The sequence below is a fragment of the Pseudotabrizicola algicola genome (assembly GCF_010915705.1).
Taxonomy (GTDB): Bacteria; Pseudomonadota; Alphaproteobacteria; order Rhodobacterales; family Rhodobacteraceae; genus Pseudotabrizicola; species Pseudotabrizicola algicola.
In genome coordinates this window covers 38,571-56,381 of sequence record NZ_JAAIKE010000013.1, presented here as the reverse complement: position 1 = coordinate 56,381, position 17,811 = coordinate 38,571, and the positions used below count along the sequence as shown (strand labels likewise).

At 62.6% G+C, this 17,811-nt stretch carries 17 protein-coding genes, 1 pseudogene and 1 riboswitch; of the genes and pseudogenes, 10 read left to right on the top strand and 8 right to left on the bottom strand.

The window, feature by feature from the left end:
- Positions 1 to 106: 106 nt before the first annotated feature.
- From G3572_RS20550 to hutC, 7 genes are all read left to right on the top strand, one after another.
- Entirely contained in the window at positions 107 to 1,105 is a 999-nt protein-coding gene (locus G3572_RS20550) for a hypothetical protein (RefSeq protein WP_354004078.1), read from the top strand.
- Between the two features lie 211 nt (positions 1,106 to 1,316).
- Complete coding sequence (locus G3572_RS20545; protein WP_164615370.1) at positions 1,317 to 2,864, top strand: ABC transporter substrate-binding protein; 1,548 nt, start codon at positions 1,317 to 1,319, stop codon at positions 2,862 to 2,864.
- A gap of 24 nt (positions 2,865 to 2,888) precedes the next feature.
- Positions 2,889 to 3,830, top strand: a complete 942-nt coding sequence (locus G3572_RS20540) for an ABC transporter permease (RefSeq protein ID WP_164615368.1) — start codon at positions 2,889 to 2,891, stop codon at positions 3,828 to 3,830.
- Positions 3,827 to 4,720, top strand: coding sequence for an ABC transporter permease (locus G3572_RS20535; protein ID WP_164615366.1), 894 nt, complete (start codon positions 3,827 to 3,829; stop codon positions 4,718 to 4,720). Before G3572_RS20540 ends, G3572_RS20535 begins: the two co-directional genes overlap by 4 nt.
- Positions 4,717 to 5,739 (top strand): ABC transporter ATP-binding protein, encoded by a 1,023-nt coding sequence (locus G3572_RS20530; RefSeq protein ID WP_164615364.1) that lies wholly within the window; start codon positions 4,717 to 4,719, stop codon positions 5,737 to 5,739. Before G3572_RS20535 ends, G3572_RS20530 begins: the two co-directional genes overlap by 4 nt.
- On the top strand, positions 5,732 to 6,703 hold the full coding sequence (locus G3572_RS20525) for an oligopeptide/dipeptide ABC transporter ATP-binding protein (protein ID WP_164615362.1): 972 nt from the start codon (positions 5,732 to 5,734) through the stop codon (positions 6,701 to 6,703). The genes G3572_RS20530 and G3572_RS20525 overlap by 8 nt, the downstream gene beginning before the upstream one ends.
- Before the next feature lie 3 nt (positions 6,704 to 6,706).
- Positions 6,707 to 7,435: a histidine utilization transcriptional repressor HutC gene (gene hutC / locus G3572_RS20520; RefSeq protein ID WP_164615360.1), complete on the top strand. Its 729-nt coding sequence runs from the start codon at positions 6,707 to 6,709 to the stop codon at positions 7,433 to 7,435.
- A gap of 5 nt (positions 7,436 to 7,440) precedes the next feature.
- On the opposite strand, the gene G3572_RS20515 is transcribed toward hutC, so the two are convergent.
- Genes G3572_RS20515 through G3572_RS20500 form a run of 4 tightly spaced genes read right to left on the bottom strand, consistent with a single transcriptional unit; the run spans position 7,441 to position 10,853 of the window.
- On the bottom strand, positions 7,441 to 7,872 hold the full coding sequence (locus G3572_RS20515) for a YqaA family protein (protein WP_164615358.1): 432 nt from the start codon (positions 7,870 to 7,872) through the stop codon (positions 7,441 to 7,443).
- A gap of 2 nt (positions 7,873 to 7,874) precedes the next feature.
- Positions 7,875 to 9,182 (bottom strand): MFS transporter, encoded by a 1,308-nt coding sequence (locus G3572_RS20510; protein ID WP_164615356.1) that lies wholly within the window; start codon positions 9,180 to 9,182, stop codon positions 7,875 to 7,877.
- 9 nt (positions 9,183 to 9,191) lie between these two features.
- On the bottom strand, positions 9,192 to 10,559 hold the full coding sequence (locus G3572_RS20505; protein WP_164615355.1) for a cation diffusion facilitator family transporter: 1,368 nt from the start codon (positions 10,557 to 10,559) through the stop codon (positions 9,192 to 9,194).
- 12 nt (positions 10,560 to 10,571) lie between these two features.
- Positions 10,572 to 10,853: a metal-sensing transcriptional repressor gene (locus G3572_RS20500; RefSeq protein ID WP_008030594.1), complete on the bottom strand. Its 282-nt coding sequence runs from the start codon at positions 10,851 to 10,853 to the stop codon at positions 10,572 to 10,574.
- A gap of 609 nt (positions 10,854 to 11,462) precedes the next feature.
- On the opposite strand from G3572_RS20500, the gene G3572_RS20495 reads away from it, so the two are divergent.
- The 3 genes and pseudogenes from G3572_RS20495 to G3572_RS20485 form a co-directional block, all read left to right on the top strand.
- Positions 11,463 to 12,191, top strand: a complete 729-nt coding sequence (locus G3572_RS20495) for a HupE/UreJ family protein (protein ID WP_164615353.1) — start codon at positions 11,463 to 11,465, stop codon at positions 12,189 to 12,191.
- Positions 12,192 to 12,206: 15 nt separating this feature from the next.
- On the top strand, positions 12,207 to 13,142 hold the full coding sequence (locus tag G3572_RS20490) for a hypothetical protein (RefSeq protein WP_205518837.1): 936 nt from the start codon (positions 12,207 to 12,209) through the stop codon (positions 13,140 to 13,142).
- Positions 13,143 to 13,207: 65 nt separating this feature from the next.
- A pseudogene (locus tag G3572_RS20485) lies at positions 13,208 to 13,495 on the top strand (helix-turn-helix domain-containing protein); the annotation flags it as partial.
- 132 nt (positions 13,496 to 13,627) lie between these two features.
- On the opposite strand, the gene G3572_RS20480 reads toward G3572_RS20485, so the two are convergent.
- The 4 genes from G3572_RS20480 to G3572_RS20465 all read right to left on the bottom strand — a co-directional run bounded on the left by G3572_RS20480 (position 13,628) and on the right by G3572_RS20465 (position 17,807).
- On the bottom strand, positions 13,628 to 14,383 hold the full coding sequence (locus tag G3572_RS20480) for a CbtA family protein (RefSeq protein WP_164615351.1): 756 nt from the start codon (positions 14,381 to 14,383) through the stop codon (positions 13,628 to 13,630).
- Between the two features lie 18 nt (positions 14,384 to 14,401).
- Positions 14,402 to 14,578, bottom strand: a complete 177-nt coding sequence (locus G3572_RS20475) for a CbtB domain-containing protein (protein ID WP_164615349.1) — start codon at positions 14,576 to 14,578, stop codon at positions 14,402 to 14,404.
- Between the two features lie 35 nt (positions 14,579 to 14,613).
- Positions 14,614 to 14,829, bottom strand: a riboswitch (cobalamin riboswitch).
- A 17-nt stretch (positions 14,830 to 14,846) separates the two neighbouring features.
- Complete coding sequence (cueR, locus tag G3572_RS20470) at positions 14,847 to 15,317, bottom strand: Cu(I)-responsive transcriptional regulator (RefSeq protein ID WP_164615347.1); 471 nt, start codon at positions 15,315 to 15,317, stop codon at positions 14,847 to 14,849.
- 12 nt (positions 15,318 to 15,329) lie between these two features.
- On the bottom strand, positions 15,330 to 17,807 hold the full coding sequence (locus G3572_RS20465) for a heavy metal translocating P-type ATPase (RefSeq protein WP_164615345.1): 2,478 nt from the start codon (positions 17,805 to 17,807) through the stop codon (positions 15,330 to 15,332).
- Between the last annotated feature and the right edge of the window lie 4 nt (positions 17,808 to 17,811).

Below are 17,811 nucleotides of genomic sequence, written 5' to 3'. Positions count from 1 at the left end.
TCAAAACCTATTGAAGTCCATAATGAAATTGAAATCGCAAAGCAGAAACCCGCGCCACTTCCGGAGGTACCTTGCGGAAATCATGTGAAAACCACGCAGTGAAATCGTGAAGGAAAAGCGACAGTGGTTCTTGCCCGGTCCGATCGAGGAGGAGCCCGTCGATCTGCCGCCCGAGCCACGTGCAGAACCCCGCGAGACCGCGGTTCTCTACGGATGGCAGAGGGCCGAGGCGGGCTGCGCAGCACGGCTCGCCCGCGTCGCGGGTCGTCTCGGTGCGCTGGACGAGCGGCTGAAGCGCGGGCCGGAGGGCTGGCGGCACAGGCTCGCCTTGATCGAGGCGGCTGACCTTAGCTGGTTCGTAGGCGATCGCATCGGGTCGGATCGGCTGGCGCTCTGGATTTCCATGCGCCTGTCTGGAGTTCAAGACGACACTGCCGCGATGGCACGTGCTGGATGGGCGGTGCGGCGGCTGACGGGCGGGCCAAGGCCTGAAGTGGACCTGGCCGCCTTCGTCGACCGTCGTGACCCCGAGAACTTGGCGGATGAGGCTGAGCCCTTCGCAGATCGCGCGGGCGGTTGGCTCGATCTCATGTTGCAAGCCAACGATCTGCACCCGATCACGCGCGCCTGCTTGGGCTTTCACCTGTGGAACTTGGCGGGCCTTGGGCAACATGGCGACTGGATAGAAGCGGCGGTCACGGCGGCGCGGATTGCCGCCAGCGAAGGGAGGGGGGCAGTCTTTGCGCCTCTGGCCATGGGCGGGGCAGCGGGGTTACGAGCGGGTGGTCCACCAGCTGACCGTCTGGCGCGGTGGCTTGACGGCATGGAATCGGCATGCCTGACCGCGATGCGGCACATGGACGATATCGAGGCCTGGGCTTCCCGGGCAGAGGTCGAGATGGCGCCGCTTTCGGGGAAGACCCCACCGGCGCTGCGCGCGGTGCTGGTCGAGTGGACCTTCGTTTCAGCCCCAATGGCCGCAGCGCTGACGGGTGCAAGCCGAGCCGCTGTCCAGCGCAACCTCATATGGATGGAAGCGCGGGGTCTCATCCGCGAGGTGACTGGGCAGGGTCGCTTTCGGATGTGGCGTGCCGTACACTGTTGAACAGACTGGTGTCTTTCTCCTTGGTTTGGTCGTCAAGCAATCAGAAACTGTTGTTTTCGTGCTGTAGTGCGCGGCAATCACAGGCTGATGCCGGTTTATTTGGCGGCCTTGGCTCTGGCTATGCTCACATGAACTTTGCCCAGCTTTTTTATCTATACATTATTGATCGCCCTGCTAGGCTTCACCAAAAGCCAACCAACAGGGGTAAGCCATGCTCAAACTCGATCGCCGCTCATTCCTTGCCACAACGGCAGGGCTGTCCTTTCTTACCTTCCTACCCCGGATCGCGTTTGCCGATGGCCATGCCGACACGCTGCGCGTCGCCATCGCGGGCGAGACGGGCGATCTTGACCTGTTGCAGAACGTCTCGACGCTCTCCTCTTACTCTGCCGTATTCGACGCGCTGATCCATTATGGCCCCGGCGGCGCGCTGGAGCCGGGTCTGGCGACGGCCTGGAAGATTGCGGAGGATGGGTTGTCAATCAGCTTTGATCTTCGCGAGGGTGTCAGCTTCACGGATGGCACCCCGTTTGATGCAACTGCAGCCGAATGGAACCTGAAACGTTGGATGGGAGTGGCTGATTTCTCGTGGATCGGGATTGCTGATGCCTATGACAACATCACCATCGACGCGCCGAACAAGATCACCGTCAAGCTGAAGCGTCCAGTTCCGGCGGCACTTTTGGAACTCACAATCGTGCGCCCGGTCCGCTTCCTGTCGCCAAAGGCGGCGGCGGGCCAGCCGATTGGCACTGGGCCGTGGATCGTGGAGAGCTACTCCTCTACCGAGACGGTTCTTGTGCGCAACGACGCCTACTGGGGCGAAAAGCCCGCCTTTGGCCGGATGGAACTGAAAGTGGTGCCGGACGAACTGGCTCGCGCCAACGCGCTGCGCGCTGGCGAGCTGGACGTGATCGGCGGCGACTGGGTCGCGGCCCTGTCGCCGCGCCGCGCCAAGGCGCTGGAGGGCGAAGGCATGACCATCGTGGCCGAGCCGGGCACGGCGACGACGATCCTCGGCTTTTCGCCAAAGTCGCCGATGATGCAGGACAAGGCCGTGCGTGATGCGATCTTCCTCGGCATTGACCGTGCTGCCGTGGCGACCGTTCTATTCGAAGGCTATGCGGACCCGACCGCAGACATCTTCCCGACCACGGTGCCGACTGCTGGAGCGCGCACTCCAGTCCCGGCGCGCGATGTGGCCGCTGCGCAGGCCGCGCTGACGGCAGGCGGCTGGACGGGTGACGCTTCGGGCTGGACAAAGGACGGGGCGGCGCTGGAGATCGCTTTCCTCGTTTCGGAGGAATCCTTCCCGGGGTCTCGCCGCATTGCCGAGATGATCCAGGGCATGTTGATGGAGGTGGGCGTCAAGACCAACATCGAGACGGTCGACAACGCCACAATGCACGAGCGTCGCCCGAACTTCGACTATGACCTGACCTTCTTCGCCACCTACGGCGCGCCTTACGATCCGCATGGTTCGCTTGGAGCGTCCTTCGTAACCGCGTCGGACACCGGGCCGGATGGCAAGATCTATGTTCACCCCGATCTGGATGCACTGGTGGCGACCGCGCTGGAGACCGGCGGTGATGCCCGCGAAGGCGCGATGCAGGCGGTCTACGATTGGTTGCGAGACAACACGGCGGCCTGCCCGCTGGTGGTGACGCAGCGGCTGTGGGCCGTGAACCCGCGGGTGAAAGGTTTCACCCTGCCGGCCACGGACTATGACCTGCCGTTCAAAGGCATCACGCTGGGTTGACCTGACCCAAGGAGGGCGACTTCGATGCAACGCATGTTCATGCGGCGGGTGGGGCTTGCCCTCCTTCTGATGCTGGCGGCGACGGCGCTGACCTTTTGGCTGGTTACAGCCGCCCCCGGAAACGTGGCAGCCCTGATCGCTGAACGGGCAGCGGGTGCGGGCGCAGATGGCGAGATGATCGCCAAGATCGCCGATGATCTCGGCCTGAACGATCCCCTGCCTGTGCGCTATGCGCGCTGGCTAGGGGATGCCTTGACCGGGGATTTCGGAGTCAGTCTGCGAACTGGCAAGCCGATGGCCGAGGAATTCGCCGAGCGTATTCCGATGACGCTCGCGCTGTTGGCGGGCGGTGGGGTTCTGGCGCTGGTTTTGTCCTTGGCGATGGGCATCGCCGGGGCTGCGTCGAACGGCGGCATTGTTGACCGGGTGCTGCACGGGTTGGCGCTGGTCGGGGCCTCGACCCCGAACTTCTTTTTTGCGGCTATGCTGGTGATCGTGTTCTCGGTCTGGCTCGGGATGGTGCCGACCTTCGGTGTAGCCGGCCTGACCTCCTGGCTGCTGCCCTGGATCACCATCGCGCTCTTCCCGGCTTCGGTGTTGGCGCGCGTCGTGCGCGTGAATATGCAAGACACCATGTCGCGCCCCTTCGCCACCACGGGTTTTGCCAAGGGCCTGACCCGCAGCGCGGTCTTGCTGCGTGAAGCTCTGCCAAACATCGCTATCCCCTACATGACCACCTTCGGCGCGCAGTTCACGCTGATGATCATCGGCGCGATTGTGGTCGAGCGGGTGTTCGGCCTGAACGGCGTCGGCGCCTTCTTCATCGAGGCGATCCGGTTTCGGGATTTCATCGGGATGCAGGCGATCCTGACGCTGTTCGTGGTGTTCTTTGTCTCGATCAATTTGCTCGTCGACCTTCTAGCGATGCTCGCCGATCCCCGTCTGCGGAGACCGAGAAAAGCATGAAAAACTGGCCCTGGGCGATCCTTGCCCCCGCAGTCATCTTCGTCCTGATCGGCATCTTCTCGCCCTGGATCATGACCCATGACCCCGCCGCGCAGGACTACGGCGCGCTTCTGCAGGGGCCATCCGGCGCGCACTGGCTGGGCACCGACTATCTTGGCCGCGACATGTTCAGCCGCATCATCGGCGGCGCGCGCACCTCGCTTGTGGCGATGGCCTTCGTTCTGATGGCGGCGCTGGCGATTGGCGTCGTGATCGGGTCCTTTGCCGGGTATGTCGGCGGCAAGACGGAACTGGTGCTGATCTCGGTCATCGATATCGCACTGGCGCTGCCGTCGCTGGTCATCGCCCTTGCGCTGATGGGCGTGTTCGCGGGCGAGAATTTCAGTTGGATGAGCGACTACTGGAAGATGATAGTCGCCCTGACGCTGGCTTGGTGGGCGAACTACGCCCGCATGAGTCGTGCGGTCGTGGTAGCCGAACTTCAGCAGCCCTATATCGAGGCTGCCCGCGTGATGGGGGCGTCGCATATCTGGATCTTCACGCGCCACATCCTGCCGCATGTTCTGGGGCTGGTTGTGGTCTATGCCAGCGCCGATGCGGGTGCGCTGGTGCTGGCAATTGCCACGCTCTCGTTCCTGGGTCTTGGCGTCGCTCCGCCCACGCCCGAGTGGGGCCAGATGCTGGTCGATGGCATGTCCTATATCGAAGAGAACCCGGCGCTGGTGATCATACCGGGCTTGGCGCTGACCGCCGTTGTCGTCAGCTTCAACCTGCTGGGTGAGGCCTTCGCCCTGCAGAAGGTGCCCCGCGCTGTGCGAGGACGCTTCCTTGCCCGCAAGAAGGCCGCCCGCGCTGCCGAAGAAGCTGCCCGGAAAGAGGTGGAGGCATGAGCCGGCATAGCCAGAATGGGCCGATCTACGAGGTCGAAGGGCTGGTGATCGACCTTTACACACCGACAGTGTCGGTCCGCGCCGTGGATGGGGCGGGGTTTTATGTGGCTCCGGGAGAGACACTGGCGATTGTCGGTGAGAGCGGCTCGGGCAAGACGGTGATGACCCTGGGGCCGTTGGGACTCCTGCCTGAAGGCGTTGCAGTCGACCTGCGCGGAACTGCACGGGCGGACGGGAAGGACATTCTTTCCATGTCGCCCACCGACCTCAGCCGGCTGCGCGGCGGTTTCTTTGGCGTGATCTTTCAAGACCCGATGTCAGCCCTGAACCCGATGCTCAAGATCGGCCCGCAGTTGGCCGAGCAGGCCCGCCGCTTTGCAGGACTGTCGGCGGAGGAGGCGAAGAAGGAAGCCGTCTCGCTGCTGGCACGTTCCGGCATCCCTGACCCGGAAGACCGCTATGATCGCTACCCGCACGAACTGTCCGGCGGGATGCTGCAACGCGCGATGATTGCCCTTGCGCTCGCCGCCCGCCCCCGCGTGCTGATCGCAGATGAGCCGACCACGGCATTGGATGCCACGGTGCAGGCGCAGATTCTTGCCCTGATCCGCCAGATCCAGAAGGAAGACGGCATCGCAGTGATTCTGATCACCCATGACATTGGCGCAGTGTCGGTGCTCGCCGACCGCGTGGCTGTGCTTTATGCAGGCCAGGTGGCCGAGGAGGGCAGCGCCATCGACGTGCTGACTGCACCCGTGCATCCGTACACCCGCGGCCTTCTCGCCTCGGTCCCCGACTTCCGCAGCAACAACGCGACGGGCACGAAGGAAATCCCCGGCATTCCGCCCAACCAAGCGCAGCTGGAACCCGGTTGCCGCTTTGCCGACCGCTGCGAACTGGTCCAGCCCCAGTGCCGAACCCACCGCCCACCGCTGGTCAAGGTGGGCGCAGGCCCGGTGCCACATCGCGTCGCCTGTCCCGTTGTCATGGCTGCCGAGGGGATTGTGACCCATGACTGATGCCATCGTCGCCAAGGGCCTCAAGGTCCACTTCCAGACCGCTGCAGGCCTCGTCCGCGCGGTCGATGGCGTTGATCTGACCGTCGCGCAAGGTGCGTTCCACGGCATCGTCGGCGAAAGCGGTTGCGGCAAGACCACGCTCGCACGCGCGCTGATCGGGCTGCAAAGTGCCACTGAGGGGCAAGTGCAGATCCTAGGCCGCGACCGTTCCGACTGGGCGCGATCCGACCGCAAGGGCTTTGCTCGCGCCGTGCAGTTCATCTTCCAGGACCCGCTCGGCAGCATGAGCCGCCGCCAGACTGTCGGCCAAACCTTGGAGGAACCTCTGCAGATCCACAGCGTCGGCGATGCGAAAGCCCGCCGGGCGCGTGTCGCTGAACTCCTCGACCTCGTGGCCTTGCCGGCAACGGTTCTGGACCGTTTGCCGCGCTCGCTATCAGGTGGGCAGCGGCAGCGCGTGTCTATTGCCCGGGCGCTGGCGCTATCGCCACAGGTCCTGATCTGCGACGAGCCACTGTCGGCGCTGGACGTGTCCGTCCGAGCGCAGATCGTCAACCTCTTCGCCCGGCTCCAGGCACAGCTTGGCCTGACCATCGTCATCGTCGCCCACGACCTGGCCATCGTCCGCGAGGTTTGTTCGGCCGTTACCGTCATGTATCTGGGTCGCGTCGCCGAGGAAGGGGTTGCGAAGGCTCTCTTCGCCGACCCCGCCCATCCCTACAGTCAGGCGCTTCTATCCGCCGTTCCCTCGCCCGATCCGCGGATCGAGGCGACACGTCCGCGCATCCTGCTGGCGGGCGACCCACCCAGCCCGCGCAATCCGCCGCCTGGGTGTCGGTTCTCAACGCGCTGCCCGGTGGTCGAACCACGCTGCCGCGAAACGGAGCCTGCCCTTCGGGCCGTGCAGCATGGTGGAGCTGCGGCCTGCCACCTTGCCGACGCAAACATTCATGCCATGATCTGACGCATGCACGACCACGCACCCGATACACGTCCGGCAACCTTGCACGCCCGTATTCGGGCCGAGGTGGAGGCACGCATCCTGTCTGGCGAGTTAAAGCCGGGCGATCGTCTTCCGACGGAAACGGAAATGATGGCCCGCTATAGCTGTTCACGGATGACGGTGAACAAGGCGATGGCCTCACTTGCAGCAACAGGACTGATCATCCGCAATCGCCGCGCGGGCACCAGCGTCGCCCGGCCAAAGATGCACGCAGGTGTGCTGACGATCCCAGACATTCGCGCCAACATCGAGGCGCGCGGGGCCCGCTATGGCTATCAAGCCGTCCTCGATGAACTGCGCCCGCCCTGCTGCGTGCATTTGGGGTCCGAAGGACATCATTTGGGCCAAAGCCGCTTCGTCCGCTCTATCCATCACGCAGATGACAGTCCCGTTCTTATCGAGGACCGGCACATCTTTCTCGATGCTGTGCCCGGTGCAGCAGAGGCGGATTTTCGAACCGAACCGCCCGGACCTTGGTTGCTGGGACATGTGCCCTGGACAGAAGCCGAACATCGGATTGCAGCAATCGCCGCCGATCCGCTGACGGCCCGCTGCCTTGAGATCAGCATCGGCATGCCCTGTCTATTGGTAGAGAGGAGGACGTGGCGCGGTGACGAAACCTTGACGATTGCCAAGCAGGTATTCCGTGGTGACTCCTTTGATCTGACAGCTAGATTTGGACCTTCGTCCTGATCCCGTCAGCTTGCTAGGCCGTGTGTGATCCACGCAAGCGCCAGATACCGACCGCCTTTGGCCAAGGCAACTATCAGCAAGAATCGCCCGAATGGTTCGCGCAGCACGCCCGCGACAAGGGTTAAGGGATCGCCGATCACGGGAACCCACGAGGCCAACAAGCTCCAATGTCCCCAACGCGCATACCAGCCTGTGGCCTTATCGATCTGCGTTACGGATGCTGGAAACCAGCGGCGGCCGGCAAAGCGGATAAGAAACCTACCCATCGCCCAGTTCACAGCAGAGCCGAGCACGTTGCCGACAGTTGCAACCAACAGAAGCAGCCAGACCGGTTGGTTCGCTGAAAGGATCAAAGCAACCAGCACCCCCTCGGACTGTGCAGGGATCAGCGTGGCGGCGGCAAAGGCTGCCAGAAACAAACCACCAAGCTCGATCATGATCAGGCCGCGCGTGGCCAGCGGCGGTGCAGATCGTCGATTACGAAGGTATGAGCGTGATGGGGCCCATGTTCGGCCAGATGCGGGTGATCAGGTGGCAGGTCCGGGTGGTCGTGCGCCATTTCACTGGCGTCCTGCGTCGGCCAGATGCGCAACACGGCCACAAGCCCTAGCGAGCCGATCCCGGCAAGAACGAGGGCCGCAGCCGTCAGCCCCGCCCCTGCGCCGATCCAGCCCGCCAGCGGATAGGTCACCAGCCAACAGGCATGCGACAGCGCGAACTGCGCGGCAAACACAGCGCCCCGGTCAGCTTCGCGCGCGGAACGGTTGATGATGCGGCCAATGGGCGTCTGCGTCAGCGAAAAGCCAAAGCCTATAACCGCCCAAAGCGCGATCAGCACGGGAAGGCTGCCCACCAGAGGCACCAGCGCCACACCCGCGACCATCAGGGCGGCGCCTCCGATCATCACCGGGCGGTCCGCCAGCCGGTCAAGGATGCGGGGCAGAAGGAACGCCGCCAGCATCGACCCCGCGCCAAAACCCGCGAAGGCCAGCGCCACGGATTCCTCGCCCAAACCCAGCCGGGCCTGCACCAGAACCACGGTGTTCACATAGACCATCGCACCGGCGGCAGCGACGGCTGCCTCCATCACCATCAGACCGCGCAGGCGCGGCGTTCGGGTGTAGATGCGGATGCCCTTGGTCACATCGGCCCAGAAATGACCGGGTTCGACTTGCGCCCGACCCGGCAAGCGCGCTGTGACCACCAAAAGGGCAGAGGCGACAAAGCCCACCACGGTGCCGGCGAACAGCACCGGAAAACTGACCACGGTCAGGAGAAGCGCCGCGATCATGGGCGAGGCGAGTTGTTCCAGATCCTCGGCCAGACGTAGCAGCGAAAGAGCGTTGGTATAGTCGTCTTCATCCTTCAAGACATCCGGGATCACCGCCTGGAAGGCAGGCGTGAATCCAGCCGAGGCGGCTTGGAGGAAAAAGATCAGCACATAAATCTGCCAGACCTGGTCAACGAAAGGCAGGCAGGCGATGACGCCCGCGCGGATCAGGTCCAGTGCCACCAGAAAGGCCCGGCGCGGCAAGCGTTCGGCGATGGCGGCCGCTACCGGGGCCAGCGTGACATAGGCCACCATCTTAATGGCCAGGGCGGTGCCGAGCACGGCACCCGCGTTGTCACCTGCGAGCTTCCAAGCCAGAAGACCAAGTGCCACGGTCGCAAGACCTGTGCCCACCAACGCCACGATCTGTGCGGCAAAGAGGTGGCGAAAGGTCGGGTTTTTCAATGTTCCAAGCATGTGTGGCTTTCAATGGTGATGCCCGTCCGGCTCCACCATGCGGAACGGAAGGGTTTCGGATGTGTTACTCGCGGTCAACACGAGCGTTGCGTTGAACTCATGTGGCTCGGCAGGCACGGCATGGCTGGTCAAGCTGTGGTGGTTGTCCATGTTCGGCATAAGCTCCAGAACTTCCGGGCCATCGGGGCGATCAATCACCACCTTTGCCGATAGTCCCTCGACGTGCCGCGCCAGCGTTAGGCGCATTCTTTCACCACCTGGCGTATCCACAATCTCTACCAGACCCGCAGCAAGCCCGGTTTCGAACCGGAACGGTTCTGGCGCATGGTGGTGCGAATGTGCGTCAGAATGGTGCGGCGCGGCAGCATGACCGGTGCTGTCATGAGCTGGCGCTTCGATCCGGATCGAGACCTGCGACAGGACCGGCAGATGTGCGAAGAGTTCCGTCCGCATGTGATCAACGATCCGCAACGCGTTAGCCAGGGGCAATGTCTCATCGATCTGGACGGACATTTCTGCGTGCAGCCGGTGGCCCAGCCAGCGCGCCTGAACCGCATGAACACGCTGCACCCCTGCGACATGCTCGGCGACGTGATCGATTTCGTTCAGGATGTCCGGCTCAACGCCATCCAGCATGCGGGTCAGCACGGCCCGTGCGGATTGCCAGACAATCATGAAGATGGCTGCCGTGATCACCAATCCAACAATCGGATCGGCCAGCGGAAATCCCATCCAGACACCGAGGGCTCCCAGAACGACGGCGAGGCTGGTAAAGCCGTCGGTGCGGGCATGATAGCCATCGGCGATCAGGGCGGCCGAATTGATTTCGCGCCCTACGCGGATGCGAAAAATGGCGACCGCCTCGTTGCCGAAAAACCCGATGACACCGGCAGCCAAGACCCAGCCAAGATGCGTGATGGGTTGCGGGTCAATGAGGCGCAAGATCGATTGGTAGCCCGCGACGATGGCCGAAAAGAGAATGATCGCCACGATGAACAGCCCGGCAAGATCCTCGACCCGGCCCAGGCCGTAGGTAAAGGTGCGCGAAGGCTTGCGGCGCGCCAGCATGAAGGCGATCCAGAGCGGAATCGCGGTGACCGCATCCCCGATATTGTGAATCGTATCGGCAAGCAGGGCGACCGAGCCCGAGATTAGGACCACGATCATCTGTGCCGCCGCGGTCAATGCCAGGAGCACGAACGACCATTTTATCGCCCAGATACCGCGGCTCGTGGTGGCGATGGTCGGGTCGATCACACCGTGCGTGTGACCATGCCCCCCGCTCCCATGGTCATGCCCCCCGGAATGGCCGTGTCCGTGGCCACCAAGAACGTGGTCGCCGTCCCCATATCCGAGCCAAGACAATAACGATTTCATGTGGTGTCCCTTTCACAGGTACTTGGCGATCAACTTGAACTCGTCGATCTGCGCCCGGTCGCCTTTGGCCAACGGCTCTGCGATCGCATCGAGGCAATGGTCGATGTGATCGTGGATGAGCGCCTTCTTGGCCTGAACGATGGCTTTCTCTACAGCGAGAAGCTGCTGGGCGATGTCGAGACAGGGTCTATCCTGTTCGAGCATCTGGATCACGGAGCGCAAATGCCCGTCGGCGCGGCGCAAGCGCTTGATGATTTCGGGATGACCGGTGTGGGTGTGTGCGTCGCTCGTCATGATCCTATCCCCCTGGAGGGGATACCACTAGGGCCGACCAACTCACATTGCAAGGGTCGACTTCAGGCCATGAGGCTTTCACCGACCCCAGATGCTCAATTTGCAGCGGTCGCCTTGATGCGTTGTCTATGTTGCTGTAAGGATTTGGAAACCTCGGGAGAGGGAAAAAACGTCAATAGGCGAGCAGGCGTGTCGGGCAAAAGTGCGCAATTGGGAACAAGACCAGTCTGGGCCAGAGTTTTCTGGTCCGTTGCTGTTATCTGCGCCTTGCTCATCGCGCCGCTGTTCACAATCACGACTCATGGCCCGGGTGCCTATGCCGAGGCAGTGGCAGCTGCGGCCGAGGATCTCGCTCATGGTCACTCACACGACTTCAGTGGCGACGGGTCCGCTTCCCATGATGCAACGGACCATGAGCATCAAAGCTTCGCAGTGATCCCGCGGGCTGAACATCCGATCCCGGACGAAGAGGCCGACGACCTGTACATCGAAGCATCTTTCGCATCTGGACTTGACCGGGGTGGGCCACGAAGGCCCCCGCGTCTCGACGTCTGACCTGCCGCCGTTTGCGGCGTCAACCTTTCGAGACACCTCTTCAAGGAAACAACCATGAGTCATAGGACGCAAACCTCGTGGTTTGCGGATCACGGCCCGTTAAGGGTCATGGTCCTGCTTGCCACAATCGCAATAACGCTTCTTTGGGCAGAAGCGGCACTCGCCCACGCCGTCACACTTGGCGACAAAGGCTATATTCAGGAAATCACCGGACCGCAGATCATCCCGTTCCTTTACCTTGGCGCCAAGCACATGGTAACAGGATATGACCACATACTCTTCCTCTTTGGCGTGATCTTCTTCCTTTACGGGATGAAGGAAATCGGAATCTACGTCACCCTGTTTGCCATCGGCCACTCAACAACGATGCTTGCCGGTGTCTGGTTCAACTTCGGGATCAACAGCTACATCATCGACGCAATCATCGGGTTTTCGGTCGTTTACAAAGCGCTCGATAACTTAGGCGCGTTCCAGCGATGGTTCGGAGTGCAACCGAATACAAAGGCGGCAACGCTGATTTTCGGCTTCTTGCACGGCTTTGGTCTGTCGTCGAAAATCCTAGACTACGACATTTCGCCGGATGGCCTGCTGGTCAACCTTCTCGCCTTCAATGTGGGAGTCGAGATCGGTCAGCTGACCGCCCTTGCAGCAATCCTGGTGTTTATGAACCGCTGGCGCGCGATGCCGGCCTTCGGGCGGCAAGCCTACACTGTGAACGTGATCATGATGGGCCTTGGCTTCTATCTGATGGGCTTCCAGCTCATCGGGCTGGCGATGGCATGAGAGGAGAAAACTGAAATGCAACAACGTTTTGATATCGGTCGTGCAGCACAAACTCCTCTTCGTGCAGAGCGTGCGCCTGGGCCGCAGACTTCTATGCACGATCAGGCCGGACACGTCCGAGGCGTCGAGGCGACGTCAGGCGGACTGATCCGGTCGACCGTCATCTCGGGGGCCGCTGCCCTGGCCGTCCTGACGATCTTCTACCTGCCGGCAGAATACGGCGTTGACGCGACTGGTCTGGGAGGCATGCTTGGGTTGACTGAAATGGGTCAGATCAAGCAGCAGCTCTTCGACGAAGCGGCGGCCGACGATGCTGCAGCGGCCGCAGCACCGGTCATCACACTTGACCCCGCCGTGACGGCTCGGTTGGACCGGATGGAAGCGCAATTGTTGGCCATTGGGGCTATCATCGGCGCGCCAGCGATCGACCTTCCCGCGCCCGCCTTCGAAAGTGCGCCAGCAGAGGAGCTGGTCGTCGTGGAACCGGAACCGCAACCCGCACCGGAACCCGTTGCGACAGAATCTGTGCCTGAGAGTGCCCCGGCGGTCGAAGATACGGAGGCAAACCCAGTGCCTGCGGCCGAAGCAGCCGCGATTGAGCCAGCCGTCGAAGCGGCGGTTGCCGAAGCGATCACGTCGGAATGGCGTGACCAGGTGAACTATACGCTGGCCCCTGGCGAAGGCATCGAGGTGAAGCTGGTCATGCAGGAAGGCCAGACCGCACGCTTCGAATGGACCGCAAACGGCGCTGTCGTGAACTATGACACCCATGGCGACGGAAGCGGACAGAAGATCAGCTACGACACCGGGCGCGGCGTGCCTGAACAAGCCGGCGAACTGACTGCCGCGTTCACTGGGAATCATGGCTGGTTCTGGCGCAACCGCACCGACGCCCCAGTGACTATGAGTTTGCGGACTGCCGGGGACTATGCAGAAATGAAAGCCCCCTAGACAGTTGGACATCGCAACGGCTCCAGCGGGGGCCGTTGCGTTCGGTCTGCTGCCGTTGGCTCTAACTCGAGGGACTGGAGATGGAATGCCTTACAGCGATGCGGCACCTCGACGATACTGAGGAATGGTCAGAGCGGGCAGAAACCGCGAAGGCTCCGCTCTCGGGCAGAACCCCCCCGACCTTGCGCGCCATGCTGACTCAATGGCCTCTCGCCTCAGCCCCTATGGCCGAGGTGCTGACCGTTGCCAGCCGCGCCGGCGTCCAGCGCAACCTCGCCTAGATGGAGGAGCGGGGTTTGATCCGCGAGGTAACGGGGCAGGGACGGTATCGGATGTGGCGCGCTACGGACTGACAGCTCTGCACAGGCGTCGGGCGTCAGCCACCCGAAAAAGTTCTCCTCGACGTCATCGTGCGGTTCAAGATGTGAAGGGCGATGATCGGATCACCGCCAAAACGGATCGCGTGGGACATTCCGACTGCTCTTTCAACGGGTGTCAACAGCTTCTGCGACCACAATAGGTTGCTCTCGCCCGTCTTCCGGCATCAATCGGAAGAGAAGGGATGCGAGAGCAAGCCAGCCGATCAGGCTCAGACCGAGTACCTGGGCACTGTAGAGCGCGGCCAGATCCGGAGGAATGACCGGGACGGAAGCGGGTGGCTGCGGTGCCCCGAGAAGGTGGGGGGCCACCATCAGAGCAAGCCCTGCGAGACGCCCTAGCCGGGACTTGACCCCGCTTAAGAAGAAAAGCCCCGCCACCGTCGCCGCCGCCGTCATGACCCACCAGATTTGCCTGTCCGACAGATCAGCGGCCTGCATGCCTGGCAACTCCGGTGGCAGTCCCAAGCTAGGTGACAGGGCGAATGCAGCGAAGCCGGAAAGGGCGAGCGCGGGCACAGAAATGCTGTGTGGACCCCACAGGGCACGGTGTGTCGCAAGAGCAGCTCCCGCGACCAGGCCAAAGCCTGACCAGGTCAAGACCAAAGTCAGGACCGTCAGGCCGTTTCGCACGACGATACCAACCTCTTCGTCAGCGTCGTCGGTATTGTGCGCAGGCAGGACAGGATCGCCACTCGATCCCGAGGGGTCATCTTGCGCCACCCCCATCAGGACAAGTTCGCCGGTCTCGTATCGCTCGGCTTCGATGATAAGTGGCTGGATCAGAAAAAACTGCAAAAAGGCAACCGCGAGGCCCGTAACGGCACCAGCAATCACCCCGCCGGACAGCAGGGACTTCGTCATGTCAGCTAACCCGATCTGTCAGTGGCAGGGAAAGCCGGTGGCGTGGCGGGTATCATGTGTTGCGGCATGCAGCGCATCTGAAGAGGCGAAACCTGCCGCAAAGATGAGAAACACACCAAGGACAGCACTGGTCAGGATGGGCCGAACCAGACCTGCGTGCTGTACGGACGCGGTGGAAAGAGTGGTGGCAGACATGATGTCTCTCCGCTCATCACACCCGACGGGATTGGGGTTAAGTCTCCTGTCTGGCCGGTCTCCTGGCTCACGGTCACTGCAACCCTTCGCCTTCCCGGGCAGTTGCCCAGTGGCATATCCAAGGGCCACTACCGCATACAGTCGCGGGGGCGGCTCAGGTATCGGGCGCCGCAACTGGGCCCGCCCTTCCTCATTCCCGATTGAGTTCGGGGCTTCTGCATCCCATGAACACCAAACAAAATCACGATCATGCGCACGCCGCAGAATGTCAATGCGCTTGAAGTCCGGCAGCCTTGCCGGAGCGGGGCGCGGATTGTTGATCTTCCTCGCGCGCTCCGCTGCCATGATCGGGGCCATTCACGAGGTCGGCAAGGATCGGACAGTCCGGGCGGTGATCGCCGCAGCACGCATCTGCCAGATGACGAAGCGTGTCCATCATTGCCTGCATTTCACGAATTCGAACTTCAAGACCGGCGATCTGCTGAAGGGCAATCTGTTTCACATCGGCACTCTGCCGCGAACGATCCTGCCAGAGCGCCAGCAACTCTTCGATCTTCTCGACGGAAAAACCCAAGTCCCGCGCCCTTCGGATGAAGCGCAGTAGCTGAACATCGGTCATCGTGTAGACGCGATATCCTGCTACCGTCCTTCCTGCTTCCGGGATGAGCCCGATCGACTCATAGTAGCGAATCATCTTGGCGGAAACGCCCGAAGATTTTGAAGCTTCACCGATGTTCATCTCAGGGCCTCCTTACGCGGCGATTGAAGGTGCAAAGCGCCGCAGTCGCAGCGCATTGCCAAGAACGAAGACCGACGACAGCGCCATCGCAGCGGCGGCAAAGATCGGCGACAGCAGGATACCGAAGGCGGGCCAGAGTGCGCCTGCGGCAACCGGGATCAGCATGGCGTTGTAGATGAAGGCCCAGAACAGGTTCTGGCGGATGTTTCGCATCGTGGCCTTGGAAAGTGCGATGGCATCCGAGACGGCAGTCAGCCTGCCCGACATAAGTACGACGTCCGCCGCTTCGATGGCAATGTCGGTGCCGGTTCCGACGGCAAGGCCCACATCCGCTTCGGCCAGGGCGGGCGCATCGTTGATCCCGTCGCCGACATAGGCCAGCGCGCCCAGTGCCTTCAGACGTTTCACCGCAGCGACTTTGCCGTCGGGCAGCACCTCGGCCACCACTTCGTCGATGCCAAGCTGGCGGGCGATGGCGTTCGCCGTGCGGCCATTGTCGCCGGTGATCATGGCAACCTTCAGCCCCAGCCGGTGCAATGCCTGGATCGCCTGCGGCGTGGTTTCCTTGATCGGGTCCGCAACGGCGATGATTGCAGCAAGTTTGCCGTCGATCGCGGCATAGAGCGGTGACTTGCCCTCGTCGCCGAGCCGGGTCGCAGTGTCGCCGAAGCCGGAGACATCGAGGCCGAGCTTGACCATGTAGCGGTCGGCGCCGACGTCGACCCGCTGTCCGCCCGCCGCCGCCATGACACCGAAACCGGTGACGGAATCGAAGGCAGTGACCTCAGGAAGGATCAGGCCCTCGGCTTCGGCCGCCGCGACAATGGCGCGGGCGATCGGATGCTCGGACTTCGCTTCGACAGCCGCCACCACGGCCAGCACTGCGGCGCGGTCGAAGCCCGGTGCCAGCGCCATGTCGGTCAGGCGCGGCTTGCCCTCGGTCAGGGTACCGGTCTTGTCCAACGCGACCACCTTGACGCTCTGCAAGGCCTGCAGGGCCTCGCCCTTGCGGAAGAGCACGCCCATCTCGGCACCACGCCCGGTGCCGACCATGATCGACGTTGGCGTGGCCAGACCCATGGCGCAGGGACAGGCAATGATGAGGACGGCGACGGCGTTGACCAGGCCAAAGGTCAGGGCCGGATCAGGCCCGAAGATCAGCCAGACGGCGAAGGTCAGCACGGCAAGCGCCATGACGACGGGAACGAACCACATCGTCACGCGGTCGACCAGCGCCTGGATCGGCAGCTTGCCGCCTTGCGCGGCTTCGACCATGCGGATGATCTGCGCCAGCATCGTGGCCTCGCCCACCGCCGTCGCCCGGAAACTGAACGCACCGGTCTGGTTTACTGTGCCACCGGTCACGGTGCTGCCCTGTGCCTTCTCGACCGGCACGGGCTCGCCCGAGATCATGCTTTCGTCGATCCAGCTGGCGCCCGTCGTGACCTCGCCGTCGACCGGCACCCGCTCGCCAGGGCGGACTTCAACGACATCGCCCGGGCGGACTTCGGCGACCGGCACTTCGACAAGGCCGCCATTGCGAAGAACACGGGCGGTCTTGGCCTGAAGTCCGACCAGCCGCTTGATCGCCTCTGAGGTCCGGCCTTTGGCGCGAGCTTCAAGTAGACGACCAAGGAGGATCAATGTGACGATGACTGCCGCCGCCTCGTAATAGACATTTTGGGTGCCTGGGGGCAGGATTCCGGGGGCAAAGGTTGCCACGAGGGAATAACCGAAGGCAGCCAACGTTCCGACCGCGACCAGGCTGTTCATGTCAGGAGCCAGACGCGCCAAGGCCGGAAACCCCTTGCGGTAAAACCTGAGGCCAGGACCAAGGAGGACCACGGTCGTCAAGGCGAACTGAATGTACCAGTTGTTCTGCATGCCAATGCTGTTCATCACCGCCATGTGGACCCACATGAACAGATGCGATCCCATCTCGAGGACAAACACCGGCAGCGTCAGAGCCGCAGCAAAAAGCACATCGCGCCTCAATGCGGCTTCCTCGCCCGTTTTCCTCGCCGCGGACTCTTCCGACATGATGGCGGTTTCGGCCGCTGCTCGCGCCTCGTAACCCGCATCCGCGATGACGCCGATCAGGGAGGCAAGGTCCGCCGTTCCGGTGACCGTGGCGCGTTCCGTGGCCAGATTGACATTGGCTGCGGTCACACCGGGCACCGTCTTCAACGCCCGCTCTACCCGTGCCACGCAGGAGGCGCAGGTCATCCCCTCGATGACGATATCGACGGGACGCGTTGGCACATCATAGCCCGCGTCCTCGATTGCCTTGACCAGAGCCGACCGGTCTAGGTCCGGTCCGATGATTTCTGCCCGTTCCGTCGCGAGGTTGACGGCTGCAGTTTTTACCCCGGGGACAGCCTGCAGTGCGCGTTCAACGCGCCCGACACAAGATGCGCAGGTCATGCCCTCGACGTCGATCACGATCCTGCCAAGGTCTGCAGTGGCGTGTTGAGGGGCTTGTATGTTCATCGCG

Coding starts and splice junctions, on each gene's coding strand:
- G3572_RS20475 (WP_164615349.1), bottom strand. CDS start 14,578: ATGTCTGCCACCACTCTTTCCACCGCGTCCGTACAGCACGCAGGTCTG.
- G3572_RS20480 (WP_164615351.1), bottom strand. CDS start 14,383: ATGACGAAGTCCCTGCTGTCCGGCGGGGTGATTGCTGGTGCCGTTACG.
- G3572_RS20515 (WP_164615358.1), bottom strand. CDS start 7,872: ATGATCGAGCTTGGTGGTTTGTTTCTGGCAGCCTTTGCCGCCGCCACG.
- G3572_RS20535 (WP_164615366.1), top strand. CDS start 3,827: ATGAAAAACTGGCCCTGGGCGATCCTTGCCCCCGCAGTCATCTTCGTC.
- G3572_RS20540 (WP_164615368.1), top strand. CDS start 2,889: ATGCAACGCATGTTCATGCGGCGGGTGGGGCTTGCCCTCCTTCTGATG.
- G3572_RS20490 (WP_205518837.1), top strand. CDS start 12,207: ATGCAACAACGTTTTGATATCGGTCGTGCAGCACAAACTCCTCTTCGT.
- hutC (WP_164615360.1), top strand. CDS start 6,707: ATGCACGACCACGCACCCGATACACGTCCGGCAACCTTGCACGCCCGT.
- G3572_RS20525 (WP_164615362.1), top strand. CDS start 5,732: ATGACTGATGCCATCGTCGCCAAGGGCCTCAAGGTCCACTTCCAGACC.
- G3572_RS20505 (WP_164615355.1), bottom strand. CDS start 10,559: ATGAAATCGTTATTGTCTTGGCTCGGATATGGGGACGGCGACCACGTT.
- G3572_RS20530 (WP_164615364.1), top strand. CDS start 4,717: ATGAGCCGGCATAGCCAGAATGGGCCGATCTACGAGGTCGAAGGGCTG.
- G3572_RS20500 (WP_008030594.1), bottom strand. CDS start 10,853: ATGACGAGCGACGCACACACCCACACCGGTCATCCCGAAATCATCAAG.
- G3572_RS20545 (WP_164615370.1), top strand. CDS start 1,317: ATGCTCAAACTCGATCGCCGCTCATTCCTTGCCACAACGGCAGGGCTG.
- G3572_RS20510 (WP_164615356.1), bottom strand. CDS start 9,182: ATGCTTGGAACATTGAAAAACCCGACCTTTCGCCACCTCTTTGCCGCA.
- G3572_RS20465 (WP_164615345.1), bottom strand. CDS start 17,807: ATGAACATACAAGCCCCTCAACACGCCACTGCAGACCTTGGCAGGATC.
- cueR (WP_164615347.1), bottom strand. CDS start 15,317: ATGAACATCGGTGAAGCTTCAAAATCTTCGGGCGTTTCCGCCAAGATG.
- G3572_RS20495 (WP_164615353.1), top strand. CDS start 11,463: ATGAGTCATAGGACGCAAACCTCGTGGTTTGCGGATCACGGCCCGTTA.